At 71.2% G+C, this 14424-nt stretch carries 15 protein-coding genes and 1 pseudogene; 5 read left to right on the top strand and 11 right to left on the bottom strand.

Features of this window, described 5'->3' with window-relative positions:
• The 5 genes and pseudogenes from AC3RX0_RS07790 to AC3RX0_RS07810 form a co-directional block, all read right to left on the bottom strand.
• A pseudogene (locus AC3RX0_RS07790) lies at positions 1-906 on the bottom strand (hypothetical protein); the annotation flags it as partial.
• Positions 903-2180: a S8 family peptidase gene (locus tag AC3RX0_RS07795; RefSeq protein WP_491505408.1), complete on the bottom strand. Its 1278-nt coding sequence runs from the start codon at positions 2178-2180 to the stop codon at positions 903-905. The gene AC3RX0_RS07795 and the pseudogene AC3RX0_RS07790, both read right to left, overlap by 4 nt.
• On the bottom strand, positions 2180-2635 hold the full coding sequence (locus tag AC3RX0_RS07800) for a hypothetical protein (protein ID WP_491505409.1): 456 nt from the start codon (positions 2633-2635) through the stop codon (positions 2180-2182). The genes AC3RX0_RS07795 and AC3RX0_RS07800 overlap by 1 nt, the downstream gene beginning before the upstream one ends.
• 84 nt (positions 2636-2719) lie before the next feature.
• Positions 2720-3001, bottom strand: a complete 282-nt coding sequence (locus AC3RX0_RS07805; protein WP_491505410.1) for a WXG100 family type VII secretion target — start codon at positions 2999-3001, stop codon at positions 2720-2722.
• Between the two features lie 38 nt (positions 3002-3039).
• The gene (locus AC3RX0_RS07810) at positions 3040-3354 is read right to left on the bottom strand and encodes a WXG100 family type VII secretion target (protein WP_491505411.1); all 315 of its coding nucleotides are present in this window, start codon (positions 3352-3354) and stop codon (positions 3040-3042) included.
• 135 nt (positions 3355-3489) lie between these two features.
• On the opposite strand from AC3RX0_RS07810, the gene AC3RX0_RS07815 reads away from it, so the two are divergent.
• Genes AC3RX0_RS07815 through AC3RX0_RS07825 form a run of 3 tightly spaced genes read left to right on the top strand, consistent with a single transcriptional unit; the run spans position 3490 to position 7515 of the window.
• Positions 3490-4833: an EsaB/YukD family protein gene (locus tag AC3RX0_RS07815; RefSeq protein WP_491505412.1), complete on the top strand. Its 1344-nt coding sequence runs from the start codon at positions 3490-3492 to the stop codon at positions 4831-4833.
• Between the two features lie 4 nt (positions 4834-4837).
• On the top strand, positions 4838-6157 hold the full coding sequence (eccB, locus tag AC3RX0_RS07820; protein ID WP_491505413.1) for a type VII secretion protein EccB: 1320 nt from the start codon (positions 4838-4840) through the stop codon (positions 6155-6157).
• Entirely contained in the window at positions 6154-7515 is a 1362-nt protein-coding gene (locus AC3RX0_RS07825; protein WP_491505414.1) for a S8 family serine peptidase, read from the top strand. The genes eccB and AC3RX0_RS07825 overlap by 4 nt, the downstream gene beginning before the upstream one ends.
• Before the next feature lie 28 nt (positions 7516-7543).
• Here AC3RX0_RS07825 and AC3RX0_RS07830 read toward each other — a convergent pair whose 3' ends face one another.
• The 3 genes from AC3RX0_RS07830 to AC3RX0_RS07840 form a co-directional block, all read right to left on the bottom strand.
• Complete coding sequence (locus tag AC3RX0_RS07830; RefSeq protein WP_491505415.1) at positions 7544-8455, bottom strand: NADP-dependent oxidoreductase; 912 nt, start codon at positions 8453-8455, stop codon at positions 7544-7546.
• A 61-nt stretch (positions 8456-8516) separates the two neighbouring features.
• Positions 8517-9077, bottom strand: a complete 561-nt coding sequence (locus AC3RX0_RS07835) for an acyl-CoA thioesterase (RefSeq protein WP_491505416.1) — start codon at positions 9075-9077, stop codon at positions 8517-8519.
• A gap of 62 nt (positions 9078-9139) precedes the next feature.
• Positions 9140-10588, bottom strand: coding sequence for an HNH endonuclease signature motif containing protein (locus tag AC3RX0_RS07840; protein WP_491505417.1), 1449 nt, complete (start codon positions 10586-10588; stop codon positions 9140-9142).
• 344 nt (positions 10589-10932) lie between these two features.
• Between AC3RX0_RS07840 and AC3RX0_RS07845 the strand changes: the two genes are divergently transcribed.
• Positions 10933-11439, top strand: coding sequence for a GNAT family N-acetyltransferase (locus AC3RX0_RS07845; protein WP_491505418.1), 507 nt, complete (start codon positions 10933-10935; stop codon positions 11437-11439).
• Positions 11440-11441: 2 nt separating this feature from the next.
• Positions 11442-12221, top strand: coding sequence for a coenzyme F420-0:L-glutamate ligase (locus tag AC3RX0_RS07850; protein ID WP_491505419.1), 780 nt, complete (start codon positions 11442-11444; stop codon positions 12219-12221).
• Here AC3RX0_RS07850 and AC3RX0_RS07855 read toward each other — a convergent pair.
• From AC3RX0_RS07855 to AC3RX0_RS07865, 3 genes are all read right to left on the bottom strand, one after another.
• Positions 12211-12579 (bottom strand): SseB family protein, encoded by a 369-nt coding sequence (locus AC3RX0_RS07855; RefSeq protein WP_491505420.1) that lies wholly within the window; start codon positions 12577-12579, stop codon positions 12211-12213. The genes AC3RX0_RS07850 and AC3RX0_RS07855 overlap by 11 nt on opposite strands.
• Positions 12580-12783: 204 nt before the next feature.
• Positions 12784-14097 carry a hypothetical protein gene (locus AC3RX0_RS07860; protein WP_491505421.1) on the bottom strand — a complete coding sequence of 438 codons (1314 nt, stop codon included), beginning with the start codon at positions 14095-14097 and terminating at the stop codon, positions 12784-12786.
• Positions 14094-14417, bottom strand: coding sequence for a hypothetical protein (locus AC3RX0_RS07865; RefSeq protein WP_491505422.1), 324 nt, complete (start codon positions 14415-14417; stop codon positions 14094-14096). The genes AC3RX0_RS07860 and AC3RX0_RS07865 overlap by 4 nt, the downstream gene beginning before the upstream one ends.
• Positions 14418-14424: the final 7 nt, after the last annotated feature.

The following is a 14424-nucleotide window of genomic DNA, read 5'->3' on the forward strand; positions in this document are numbered from 1 at the left end:
ACCGCCGAGGAGGACCGCGCCGCCGAGCGCGGCACCGCCGCCCGCGGCACCGCCTCCCGCGGCTGCGCCGAGCAGGCCCGATCCCGCGTCGCCACCGGCTCCGGTGCCGCCGCCACCCCACGTGGTGCCGCCCGCGCCCGGGCCGTTCGGCGTCAGCCCCCCACCGTCGTAGCCGCCGCCCGGGTAGGGCGATCCGCCGCCAGGGCCGACCGGATAGCTTCCGGGGCCCCAATCGATGGACGAGCCGCCGGAGCCGATCCCGGCCGAGCTGCCCCCGCTGGAGCCGCCGGCGTCGGGGTAGTACGAGAAGCTCCTCGGCTGCGACGAGCCGGAGGGCGAAGGGTACCCGCTGCCGGGGATGCTGCCGCCGCCGCCCGGCCGCTTGCCGTCGTGCGTGGCGATCTCGGGCGGAAAGCTGATCGCGTCGAGGTCGTCGCTGGCCTTCTCGACGGCCGCCTTCGCGGCGCTCTCCCGGTTCGCCGCGAGCGCCGCTTTGACGTTCGTCAGCGTGTTCGCGTTCTTGATCATGCACATGCCGACTTCTTCGACGGTGACCGCATCGCCGTCGGCGGTGCCGTTGATGCGGTTCGTGGTGGCCGCGCTCAATTCCGCGTCGGGCAGGTCGAGGTACGCCGTCTGCGCGGCATACTGCACTTCTGCCGCCTGTTCGACCTTGGCCTTGACGATCTTCGTGGTCTCTGCGATGGCCTGGGCGCGCGTGGCCGCCGCCTTCAGGTTGTCGGCGGCGGCGTCGCCGGTCCGCCCGGTCGCACCGGGCTCGCGCGCGGCCTTGACCAGCACGTCCCTCAGATCGTCCATCTTCGCGATGAGCCGATCGGCGTTCGGCATGCCGAACGTCAGCCCGTACGCGATGTTGTTGAGTCGGTCCTCCCAGATGCCGGTCACACTGCACCTCCCACGCTCTTGCTCTTCTTCCGATTCGCCATGACCACGACGATCACGATCGCCGCGGCCACGATGAGCACCAGCAGGACGCCGCCGCCCACCAGCAGGGGCGCGAGCGACCCCCCGTCGCTGGACGGCAGCGCACCGGGCGTCGCCGCCCGCGTCGTCTTCGTCGGCGTCGGGGTGGGGGATGCCGCGGCCGCGGTCACCTGCGCCGCCGTCGGACGGCCCGACGACTTGTCCATCAACGGATTCACATCGGGATAGACGGCCGGATCCACGTCCAGCATGTGCCGCAGCGACACCGCACCGTAGCCGGCCGCGCCGTCACGCGACAGCTTGTGATCCTTCACCCCGGTGTTGTGGATCAGCGACTGGATCAACTGGTCGCCGGTTGCCTTCGGGTACTTCTGCGCGGTCACCGCGACGATCCCCGCCGCGAGCGGCGCGGCCAGGCTCGACCCGGAGATCACCCACGACCCGCTCCGCCAGTCGACCGACGGGAAGTCCACGCCCGGCGCGATGACCGTCGTCTCCTTCCAGCCGATCCGCTTGCCCGGAATCTGCTGATCCTCCTGGATCCGCCCGCTCTGATCGAACGCGTTCACCGAGACCACGCCGTTGTACGACCACGCCCACTTCTGATCCGCCTCGTTCGCGGAGTTCGGCGTGGCCACGATGATCACCACGCCGGCCGCGAGGGCCTCGGCAACCGCCTCGTCATCCGCCGGTGTCGCGTAGTCCCATCCCAGAGACGTCGAGATGATCCGCGCCCCACCGGCCACGGCCCGGTGGATCGCCTCGCCCACGGGAGTGCGCCCGTCGAACTCGCCGGCCGGATTGCAGATGCCGCCCGAGATCCCCTCGCCGTAGAAGGTGACGTCCGCGCCCGGAGCGATGCCCCGCACCTGCCCCTTGCCCTTGCCGTTGCCGATCAGCAGCGCGGTGACATCCGATCCGTGGCTGGCGGCATCCGATACGTCCGCGCCCTTGACCTGGACCTTGCCGCCCTTGCAGAGAGCGTCATCGCTCACCGTCAGGTGCGTCCCTTCGAACACGGGAAGATCCGGGTTGATCTGGTTGTCGAGCACCGCGACCTTCACTCCTGCGCCCGTCCAGCCCTGGGCCTGCACCTGCGCGACATGGAAGCCGTCGTACCACCAGTTCGACCCGTCATCCGCCGCCTGCGCCGACAGCGCGGGCACCAGGGCCAACGCCGCCGCTGCAGCGCATGCCGCGGCGATGCGACCGGCGCGGCGCCGCCGTGGCGCCATCACATGTCTCCGGTGTTCGGCTTCACGGCCGTCGTCGTCGACGTGGTCGCCGCCGTGGAGGCCGGCGTGCCCTGCGTCCCCGGCGTCCCCGTGTTCTCGGACTCCACGGTCTTCTCCGCGTCCGTGACGTCCTTCTTCGAGGTGGACGAGGCGACATCTTTGAACATCGTGTCCTGGTTCTTGACCCAGTCGGCGTTGTGGTCGTCGTTGTCCTGCATGGAGCTCGCCGCCTTCTTCATGATCTCGACGTGATCGGCGACGGTGACGCGCACGACGTTCGTGTGGTCGCCGAGCTGGTCCGCGATCTTGGTCAGACGGTTCATGAACGCCGCCGTCGCGTGCTCCTGGGTGGTACCCACGACATCGCTCGCCTCGTCGCGCGTCGGCAAGCCGTCGTGCTCCTTCATCAGCAGCGCGTTGACGTTGATCAGGGTCTCGCCGTCGATGCCGATCATGCCCGGGATCATCGTGATCCGCTCTCCTTCACATGCAGTCGTCGTGGCCCGGGTGTTCCGGGCCACGACATCCGATCACTCGCGTCAGCTGGTGAAACGGCCCGCCGAGGAGTTGTCCTGCGACACGTAGCCCTGCGAGATCTGGTCCGTCTTCACCGAGATCTGCTGCAGCAGCTCGTTCAGCGCCTGCAGCGACTGCGTCCACTTGCGCTGCGCGTCGTCGTACGCCGCCTGCGCGGCACCATCCCACGACGCCCGCAGCTTGCCCACCTCGGACTCCAGCGTGTCCAACTGCGACTTGATGCCCTGGGCACCCGTACGAATCTGACCCGACAGCGCCGTGACCTGCTCCGGCTTCACCGACATCGACTGCATCTCAATACCTCTCTCTCACCCGTGAGCGCTCAAGCGCCCATCATCGAGCCGAGGCCCGAAATCGTCTGCTGGTGCGACTCCTCCGTCGCAGCCTGGTCACGCTCGGTCCCCCGCAGCGCATCCTCCAACGTGACCAGCACGTTGTTCAGCTTGCGGGTCTCCTCGTCCCACCGAGCCATCAGCTGCGCGAACGAACCGGCAGCGGCGCCGGTCCAGAAACCCGAGACCTGCTCGATCTCGCCACGCACGAACTTCACCTGCTGGTCAATACCGGACTTCGCCTCGTTCACCGCCTGAGCGCCCCGCGCAAGCGCACCCTCTTCAGCCGAAATCAGATCAGCCATCACACCCTCCACATCACCGAGATCCGTCGAAGCACTCCCGCAACGACCGCAACCAGGTAACCACATCCTCGTCCGCGGCCCCATGGGGACAATTCCCCATGGGGCCGCCCGAACCCCCCTCGTTAGACTGGCCCGATGAGTCAGACGGTGAGCGCCACGCGCGCGCTGGTGCGCATCTCGGTGCTCGGCGAAGGACGACGGCTGGATGTCGGCATCCCGGCGCAGCTGCCCCTGATCGAACTCATGCCGGGCTTCGCCCGCAATCTCGGCCTGCTCGACGCCACCATGACCCACACCGGCTACGAGCTGCGGCGCGCCGACGGGCAGGTGCTCGATGCGAGCGGCACTGCCGCCGCACAGGGGGTGCAGGACGGTGAGGTGCTGACCCTCGCCCGCGGAGGACTGGTCGCCCAGCCGCGGGTCTACGACGACATCGTCGAAGCCGTCATCGACGCCACCGAAGGACAGCACCGGCCGTGGACGCCGCAGGACGGCGTGCGCACGGCGATCGGCGCGAGCCTGACGCTGCTGGGCGTGTGCGCCGTGGTGCTGCTGGCCGCCGGTCCCGCACTGCGAATCGGCGCCCTCATCGCCGCCCTCGGATCGGTGCTGCTGATCGTCGTGGGCACGGTGATCGCCCGTCTCGGCCAGGCCACGGCGGGTCACGCGATGGGCATCGCGGCCGGCGTGTTCGCCGCCGTCGCCGGCTACCTCGCGATCGGCGGCCCGGCGCCCTGGGGCGCCGGGCTGGCCACGGCGGGCGTCGCCGCGTTCGTGGCGGGCCTGGCGGTCCTGGCCCTCATGCCCGAGCGCCGCGAGATCGCCCTCGGCGTCGTGATCGCCGGCGGCGTGATCGGGGCGACCGGCGGCATCACCGCCCTCGCGCCCGCCCATGCCGTGACCGTGTACGCGCTGATGACCGCTGTCGCGGCCACCGCGTCGAACGCGCTGCCGTGGCTCGTGCTCAGCTCCACCCGGCTGCGGGTGTTCTCGCCGCACAGCGATGCCGAGATGTTCGCCGACCCCGTGCCGATCGACGGCGAGGACGTGAAGCGCCGCACCGCGGCCGCCGCACGGGCCCTGCTCGTCTCGCGCCTCGGGCTGGGCGCCTGCCTGCTGATCGCCACCCCGCTGCTGGCCGCCTCGGGCCCCGCCGGCAGCGCGCTGTGCGCGCTGGCGTTCATCGGCACGATGTTCCCCGCCCGCCAGGTCTACGCCCGCAGCCACGTGTTGGCCATCATGGCGCTCGCGACCGTGGGCCTCGGCCTGACCGGGATCGTGACCGCGATCGCGCAGCCGGGACTGCAGACCCTGCTGCTGACGGTGGCGACTGTGGCCACCGTCGTCACCGTGACCGTGACCGTGACCCTCATCGCACCCGTGGTGCGCATGCGCCTGAGCCGGCTGGCCGACGTCGCCGAGCTGGTCATCCTCGCCACGCTCCTGCCCGTCGGTGTCATCGCGGCGGGGCTGGTCTGACGGCATGGCCACCAAAGGCGACCTGATCCAGGCGCAGAGCTTCTCGCAGCGCCGACTGCTCACCGCGTTCGTCAGCGGAGCACCGGGCGGCAAAGAGCTCGAGCCGGCCAAGCCCATGCGCGCGGTGATCGCCGCGATCGCGCTGTCGGTCGCGCTGATCGGCGTGGGCGTGTTCTGGGGCCTGTTCCAGCCCGGTCTGCCCAACGGGTGGCAGAACGGGCGTCTGGTGCTCGCGAAAGACAGCGGCGCCCGGTACGTCACCGTCGACGGCACGCTGCATCCGGTCGTGAACACCACCAGCGCACGGCTGCTGATCCCCGCCGCCTCGTTCGAGGTGATCGCGACCGGCCAGAGCGAGCTCGACGGCCTGCCGCTCGGGTCGACGCTGGGCATCGTGGGCGCACCGGACGCGCTGCCGGCCCCGTCCGCCCTGATCGACGACGGCTGGACGACGTGCCTCATCGGCGACCAGCAGCTGTCCACGCGCATCGCCGCGACCCCGGACGCCCGGGCCACCGACGCCGCCGAGGTCGTCTCGACCGGCGGCGGCCTGTTCGTCATCGCCGGCGACACGCGCTTTCCGGTCGCTCGCTCCAACAGCGACGCGGTCCTGCGTGCCGCGGGCATCACCTCATCAGCGCCGAATCCCGCACCGGCGTCGTGGACGAACCTGTTCGCGCTGGGGACGACGCTCGCCCCGCTCGACGTGCCGCAGAGCACGCCCGTGGCGGGGTCGAAGCTCGTCACCGGCGAGGTCGTGCACATCGCGCAGACCGCCGAGGACGAGCGCTTCCTCATCACGCCGGACGGCGAGCTGGCGACGCTCAGTCCCCTGGCCTGGCAGCTCTACCAGCTCGGCAACGGCCCGAGCGTGCACGCGCCGACCGAGGTCTCGGCGGCGCAGGTCAGCGGCCTGCCGACCGCGAGCACGCCCGCCGGTGGCGCGGACTGGCCGCGCGAGGGCTTCACGGCACTGCCCGGCGACCAGCGCGCCTGCGCGCTGCTCACCCACACGGGTTCGCAGCCGCGCACCGTGCTGGCCGCGCAGCCGATGTCGACCGAGGCGACCGCCGGCGTGCACATCGCACCCGGGACCGGCGCGCTGGTGCGGGCCGAGGCAGGCAAGGACAGCAGCCGGATGCTGACGCTCATCGACGGCACCGGCACCGCGTTCGCGCTGCCCGGCGCCACGAGCGAGACCGTCGCGCGCCTCGGCTACTCGCCGTCCGACGATGTCGGCGCCGTCGGCGCCGGGTGGACCGCGCTGATCCCCTCGGGCCCCGCGCTGTCGAGCGCAGCCGCCGGAAAGTCTCCGACCGGATGAGATCCCGAGGCCGACGCGCGCTCCCCGCTCGCCTGCTGACCGGTGCGGCAGCGGTGGCGGCGGCGGCGATGATCGCCGCGGCTCCGGCATCCGCCGCCGTCACGATGCCCGCCTCCGCGCATCCGCCCATGCTCGCCCCGATGGCCGATTCGGGCCGGTGCACCGCCGACACGCGGTTCACCGAGACGCCGCCCGCCTTCCAGACGCTGCAGGCGCAGCAGGCATGGGCGCTGTCGCAGGGATCGGGCATCGTCGTGGCCGTCGTGGATTCGGGGGTGGATGCCTCGAACCCGCATCTGCGGGACGCCGTGCTCAAGGGCGTGAATCTCGTGAAGGACAAGGCGGACGCCACCGGCCGCACCGACCTGTACGGCCACGGCACCGCCATCGCGGGCCAGATCGCCGCGCGCCGGATCGACGGTTCCGGGGTCGTGGGGCTCGCGCCGAAGGCGAAGATCCTGCCGGTGCGCGTCTACCGCAGCGTCGACGACCAGGACGTCAAGGCCGGCTTCGGCCCGAACCTCGCGCTGCTGGTGCGCGGCATCCGCTACGCCGTCGACCACGGCGCGCAGATCATCAACGTTTCGATGAGCACCACCACGCCCGATCGCTCCCTGGCCGACGCCGTCGCGTATGCCGCCGGGCGCGGCAGCCTCGTCGTGGCCAGCGCCGGCAACCGCGATCAGACCGTCTCGATCTCTTCCAGCGACCGTGACGGGCCGCGTTACCCCGCCGCCGACACGGGCGCGATCGGCGTCGCAGCCACCGGGGCCGAGGGCACCGTGACGAACGACAGCATCCACGGTCCGCACGTGATGCTCAGCGCTCCCGGGCAGAACGTGCTGTCGGTCAGTCCCGCCGGCGGCGACTGCATCTTCGGGGCCGACAAGCCCTACAGCAGCTACGCCGCGCCGTATGTGTCGGCCGCGGCCGCCCTTCTCGCCGCCGCCCATCGCGGCGAGACCCCGGTGCAGTGGGTGTACCGGCTCGAGGCGACCGCGCGCCGGGCCGACCCCGACGCGCGCGACGACGTGTCGGGATGGGGCGTCGTCCAGCCGTACAGCGCCCTGACCCTGGCGCCCGGGTCGGGCATCCGCGGACCGAAGAGCCCGTTCCCCGGCGCGGGCGACGACCCACCCGCCGAGCAGGCCTCTGCGGCACCGGTGCACGTCGACGACAAGCCGCCGATGAACGCCGAGGCCTGGGCCATCACCTCGGTCGTGGCAGTGATCGCCCTGGCCGCACTCGGCGCGGTCGGCACGGCGAGCATGCTGCGACGGCGGCGCATGCAGGCCGCCGAGGGCCGAGACCTCGTCGGGCGCGGACTCTACGGCGACGATCGGGCTCCCGTGGAGTGACGCGGGGCCCCGGGCTCAGGTTTCACGATCAGGGGATCAGCACGATCTTGCCGTGCACATGACCGGATGCCTGCAGCCGGTACGCATCGCGCACCTCGTCGAGCGGGAAGCGCGCGGCGATCGGCACCTCGAGCCGGCCATCCGCGATCGCATCCGCGAGCTCGGTGAGGACGGCGCCGTTCGCGGCGACCGAGTGCGACACGACCCGGGCTCCCACCCGGCCCGCCCCGAAGTCCGCGATCGTCGAGATCCGTCCGGCGGGCACGCCGAGCTCGAGCCCGAGCTGCACGTAGCCGCCGCCGTGCGTGTCGAGCAGAGCGGTGACGGCTCGGGAGCCCGCCGCCGCGCGCACCCGGTCGGCCAGGCCGTCGCCGGCGTAGTCCACCGGGACGACGTCGTGCCCGCGCAGCCAATCGTGATTGGCCGGCGAAGCCAGCCCGATCACCGTCGCCCCCGCCCGGCGCGCCCACTGCACCGTCAGCGATCCGACCCCTCCGGCCGCCGACGAGACCACGACCACGTCGCGGGAGCCGATGCCGCCCGTCTCGACCAGGGCGTATGCGGTCGTGCCGGCGACGAACAGCGCGCCCCCGGCATCCCACGACACGGCCGCCGGCTTCGGCACGACCTGACTCACCGGCACCCGCACATACTCGGCATGGCTCGCGCGGCCGTTCGTGAAGCCGATCACGTCGGCGCCGGTCGCGAACGCGGTCACGCCGATGCCTGCGGCATCCACCACGCCGGCGAAGTCGCTGCCCTCGCCCTCGGGAAAGGTCGCGGGCCACCGCTCGTGCATCCTGCCCTCGCGGATGCCGATCTCACCGGGGTTGATCCCTGCGGCCCGGACCGCCACCACGACCTCTCCGGCCCGGGGAGCGGGCTTGCCGACCTCCACGACGTCGAGGACGTCCTCGGAGCCGTACGTCTCGAATCGCACTGCGCGCATCATCGGCCTCCACGGCCCATTCTGCGCTCGTGCGGCCGTGCATGCGACCGGATCAATCCCAGACGCTCGGCGCGGGCCTCCTGGTGGACGGCAGACGGGATGCCTCGGCCCAGTCGTGCACCCACGGCTCGACGTCGGGCACCCCGTCGGGGCGCCCCGTCGCCGCGAACAGCTCGTCGTGCGGCAGCAGGTCGCCGGTGCGGCGCAGCACGCGCGCGCGCACGATGGCGCGCGCGTAGATCTCGCCGTCGACCACGGCACGGTGCTCCATGTACAGGGAACGGTCGTCGTGGCCCATGAACCGCGACTCGACGTCGAAGCGCTGCCAGAGCCGCAGCGACTTGCGGAACGTGACGGTCTCGCTGGCCACGACCGCGTACCAGCCGTTCGTCCGCATCGCATCCCACAGTCCGGTGCGCACCAGCAGGTCCCACCGGCCGAGGTCGAACAGCGACAGGTAGCGGCCGTTGTTCATATGCATGAGGATGTCGATGTCGGTCGGCAGTGTCGTGAGCCGGATCGTGCTGACGCCCGTCGCCGGCAGCCCGTTCCCACGTCGTGCGCGCCGCCGCGCTTGCAGGTGCACCAGGAGCGTCCGCCAGATCACGTTCACGACGGGCGATGTTACCCGCTCGCCCGGTCGACTCGGGCCACGGCTCACGGCCCACGGCGCTCCTACGCCGAGGCGCGCAGCGCCCGCAGCAGCCGGGTCTTCGATTTCGTCACGCGTCGCCACCGCCGTTCGCGGTCGAACCACGCGGGCCCTCGGATCTCGGGCACGCCGTCGCGCATCCGGATCTCCCATGGACCGGTATCGACGAATCGATGATGGCCCCAGCACAGAAGCACTCCGTTGTCGATGTTCGTCGGCCCGCCACGCGCATGATCGATCACATGATGGACCTCGCACCATGCGGCCGGGACGCCGCACCCCGGGATGATGCATCCGCCGTCTCTGAGCGTGATCGCCTTGCGCTGGTGCGCGGTGAACGTCCGCTCAGGGCTGCCGAGTTCGACGATCTGGCCGTCGCCGCCGAGGATCACCCGCTGCAGCACACCGGCACACGCGGTGTGCGCCGCCGTGTTGATCGAGACGGGCTGCTCGATGCCTTCGAGGAATGCCCAGCCGGCACCACGTGCGAGGTCTTCGGCGTTCACCGTCACGAGCAGCGTCGGCGCAGCCCCGCCCAGTGTCGGAAGCTCGCCCGATCGGGCGGCGGCGAACAGCGCCGCCGCCAACGCGTCGTACTGCTTCTGTGCGCGTGTGCGCTGATCGATCCAGGCGAGGTCGGCATCGGCATCCTCCGTCCCCGCATCGCCGGCCGCACCCGCGCCGCTCTCGTCCGGTGTTTCAGTGAATCGCACGCCGCTGTTCACGTAGGGCGAGTTGACCGAGTCGAAGATCCGCTGCAGTTGGGCGGCGAGCTCCGGCTCGGCCAGTCCCCGGAACGGCCGCAGATTGTCGGGGCGCGCTCTGCCCATCACGAAGGATCGGCCCTCAGCCGTGTCGCGATCGCGAGGCTCGTCGCCGTCCTGATCGAGGGCGCACGCCCAGACCGTGGCCTGCACCTTCAGCAGTTCGGCGCACGCCGGCGGCGCGTCGTCCGCCCCGCCGCCTCGCGCGAACGCCGCGATCGCCTCGTCTGCCGCCAGCACCTGCGAGCGCTCGGCGCGATCGCCCATGCCCAGCAGCGGCGTGGCCACGGCGACGACACCATCGAGTCCGACCTCGCCGTCACGGAAAGCGTCACGCATGGCAGGCAGCTTCGCCGGCTGCGCCTCGCCGGTCAACGGGTTCCAGTCCACAGCGGTCGCTCGGCCGGCCCTCTCGAGCCGCGACGCTGTCTGCGACGCACACCGGGTGAGCCGCTGCACGAGTTCGTTCACGTTGTGGCAGCCCATCCTCGTCGACAGCCGCTCGCCGCGGTCCATCTGCCGCGACCGCCCGGCGATCTCGGCGACCCCGTCGACCAGGAGCGCCTCGACCAGCCGGTGCAGGTCGCCGACTGCACGCACCGCGTCCAGCAGGTCTGCGTCGCTCGCAACGTGCAGCCCGGTGTTCGTGAACGCGTCGGACGCCAGGGCGGCGAGCTGGTCTCGCACGCTCTCAATGACATGCGACATGACATGCGACGTCTCGTTCATAGTTTCTATTGTCGCACCCACCTCCGACATCGATGTGGGCCATCTGGCTGCGTGACGTTCTGTGGATGACGCGCTGATTGACGGATCCATGAAGGGGCGCATGGTCTATCCGCGTATCTATCTTCTATGCTGAGAGCGAATCACCCAACCCCGCCTCGACGGCTTCTTCGCCGAGACGCACGGGCCGAGGCGGACCGAACGATGCTCAGTACTCGCGAAGCGTCCCTCTGGCTTCAACCGAAACGAACCCGTGCGGAGGATGCGCGGTCCCCCGTTCACCCGCCGATTTCCTCCCAGCGCACCGGCCGCGTAGAGTCTGGCCCATGAATGCCCAACTGCAGACTGACATCGTCGTCCGTCCGGTCCGTGACGTGGATGCCGAAGCCCTCGGCAGAGTGCACGCGGCCTGCTGGCACGAGACCTACGACCACCTGATCAGCAAGGCGGCGCTCGAGAGCGTCTCGCCCAAGCGCCTCGCCGAGCTGTGGACGCACTGGGCCGTGCAGGGCCCCGAGTTCAAGATGAGCGCCGCGCTGGTCGACGGCGAGATCGTCGGCTTCGTCGGCTCCGGCCCCGCCCGCGACAAGGACGCCCCGCGCAACCGCGAGCTGTACTTCATCTATCTGCTGGCCAAGTACCACGGCACCGGCATCGGCAAGCAGCTGTTCGATGCCGCCGTCGACGAAGGCGAACCGCTCTACCTGTGGGTGGCCAGCGTCAATCCCCGCGCGCACCGCTTCTACGAGCGCAACGGATTCGCGCTCGACGGCGCCAGCCACACCGAGCCGTTCCTGGGCGAACAGCTCACCGAGGTCCGATTCGTGCGCTGACCGTGCTGCAGATCTGGCCCTTGGAGGGCATCCCCGAGATCACAGCCGGCGCGGACATCGTCGCGATCGTCGCCGACGCCGCCGCAGGGTCGCTGCGCGACGGCGACATCGTCGTGGTCACGTCCAAGATCGTCTCGAAGGCCGAGGGCCGGGCGGTCGCGGCGGACGACCGCGAAGACGCCATCACCGCCGAGACGGTGCGGGTCGTGGCATCCCGCACCTCCGACACGGGACACACGACCCGCATCGTCGAGAACCGGCTGGGCATCGTGGCGGCCGCCGCCGGGGTCGACGCGTCGAACACGGCCCCGGGCACCGTGCTGCTGCTGCCGAGGGATCCGGATGCCTCGGCTCGCGCGATCGCGGCGGGGCTGCGCGAGCGGCTCGGCGTCGAGGTCGGCGTCATCGTCTCGGACACCCTGGGCCGTGCCTGGCGCGAAGGGCAGACGGACGCGGCGATCGGCGCGGCGGGCCTGCTGGTGTTCGACGACCTGCGAGGGAAGACGGATGCCGTCGGCCGACAGCTCACGGTCACCCAGCCGTGCGTGGCCGATGAGCTGGCTTCGGCCGCAGAGCTCGTCAAGGGAAAGGCCGCGGGTCTGCCCGTCGCGATCGTGCGCGGCCGTGCCGACCTGGTCGGTGAGCTCGACCTGCCCGGAGCCGCCTCGATCATCCGGCCGCCGGAGCGCGACATGTTCCGGCTCGGCACCGACGAGGCGTACGACCAGGGCTACGCCGCCGGCGTCGAGGACGTGTGGGAAGAGCGCGGCCCTAACGGCTGACGAGCTCGCTGCGCAGCTGCTCCAGCCCTTCAGGCGCCACGTCGAACCCCAGCGGCGTGCCGGGGTTGACGACCAGGCCGTCCGAGGCGGGCATCGTCGACAGCAGCTCCTCGCCCGAGAAGGTCACCAGGAAGGGTGCGATCTCGGCGACGGCTTCGGCAGCGGCCGCCGACGTGTACACCGCCAGCATCCGGTTCCCCGCGTTGTCGAAGTAGACCGGGCGCAGCCCCGACCGGTCGGCACCGGGATCGGCGCCGCTGGGCACGTACACGGTGGACGCCGCGAACACCCACAGCACACTCTGCATCGTGAGCGCTCCTGTCCCGGCGCGCCGGACCGCGCGCTCGACCAGTGGCATGTCATTCACCATCGAAAAGACTCCCTAGCTGCTCCTGTGCCTCTTGCCGACTGATCGGACGCATCGTCCGCGCATCCGAACCCCACCACGTCCCGCACACCGCGCACCGGTAGAACAGCGCGTTGCCCGCCGTCGCCGCGACGAAGTGCGGCTCCGGACCGGCGGTGTAGACCCCGGCCCGGCAGACGTCACATCCGGCCTCGGTCACGGATACCTCCGAACGACCACCCACGACCCGTCGACGAGTCTGGTCAGCACCGACCCGGGCGGCATGGCGTTCCCGCCGGGCACCAGGGTCTCCCGCGTCGGATTGACCAGGTACGCCCCCGTCCCGGTGTTCACGGCGGTGTGGCCGTAGACCGGGTCCGCGCTCGTCGGATCGGGGTAGAAGTGCTCCCAGCCGCCGGAGTCCGCCACCGTCGGCCGGCGCAGCTGGCTCGGATCGACGGGGAAGTGCACGGAGTACAGGTCCCCGCCGTGGAGGTACGCGTCCTGGGCCATCGGCGCCATGCCCGTCTGCCGCGCGGCGTCGGCGGGCGTGTGGATCCGGGCGGCGTCCTCGGTCGGCATCGCCCACACGTTGGAGTTCGGCGCCCCCAGGTGAGCGTCGGGGGTGTCGTAGAACGAGATGACCTTGTCGTTGAAGATCGTGCTGTGATAGCCCGCGTCGTGCATGGCGCCGAAGTCGTCCGGCGACAGCGGGTGCCCGGGAGTCGCCGAGACCGGCGAGGGGGAGTGTGTCGCGGCCGCGCCGCCACGCGCGCCGTGCAGCAGCCGGTCGAACAGCGCGGTGGCCTTGTCGATCAGGGGCTTGAGCTGGTCGAGCAGGCCGCGCAGGGACTTGACGGATTCGAGCAGGCGGGTGACGAATCTGCCGACCCGGCCGACCAGCGACGCGACCCGGGTGCTGACCTGCTCGATGATCCACGGGGTGGCAAGGCCCAGGGTGAACACGGCTTCGGCGGCCCACGAGATCGCCGACCCGACCAGTTGCGAGAGCACGTCGCGGACGATGTCGTGCACGGCCTGCACGATGACGGATGCCACGTGCAGACCGGTTGCGAAGCCCCCGGCCCAGTCCCCGGCCGCGCGCAGATGCGCGGCCGTGTCGGACTGGAACCGCCGGTACGCGTCCATCGCCTCGCCGGCCAGGTCCTCGACGTCGCCGAGCACCCGGATCAGCTCATCGCCGGCGCCGCGCAGCTGCGTCTGGATGTTGGTCCAGGTCTGCGCGAACGCCTCGACCTCGGCGGCGTCGCCGGTCAGGTCGTTGAACCAGCCCTTGAGCGGTTCGACGTGGTCGATCAGCCAGCCCAGCCCCGCCGCGATCAGTGTGCCCAGCGGGTCCGAGACGGCGGCTACGGTGTCCACGGCCCCGGAGAACGCCGCCATCCCGCCCGACACCCAGTCGCCGGATCTGATCGCCTGCACCAGCTGGTCGCCGTCATCCAGAAGCAGCGTTCCGGCGAACGGCGACGTGTGATCGACCGCGGTCGCCACCAGCGGGTTGCCGGTCATCCCCGCCCCACCCGTCCTTCCAGGCCGCGCAGATCCTCGACGACGGTCTGCTCGAATGCGGCCATGTCGTCGGCCACGCCCCGGATCTCGGTCGCGCTGCGCTCCACGAGCCGCTCCGCCGCGGCGATCGCCGCCCCGGTGACCTGCGCGACCAGCGACGCGGGCGGCACCAGGAACCCGCACAGCACCCCGAACGCGCCGCCCGACATGTTCGTCGCGGACGCGGCATCCCGCGCCACCGCGACATCCGACGCCACCTGCCTCACGCGCGCCGCGTGCGCCACGATCAGATCCCGGTCGACGGCGATCCGCTCAGCCATGGCCCCC

The sequence above is a fragment of the Microbacterium sp. W1-4-2 genome (assembly GCF_058349885.2).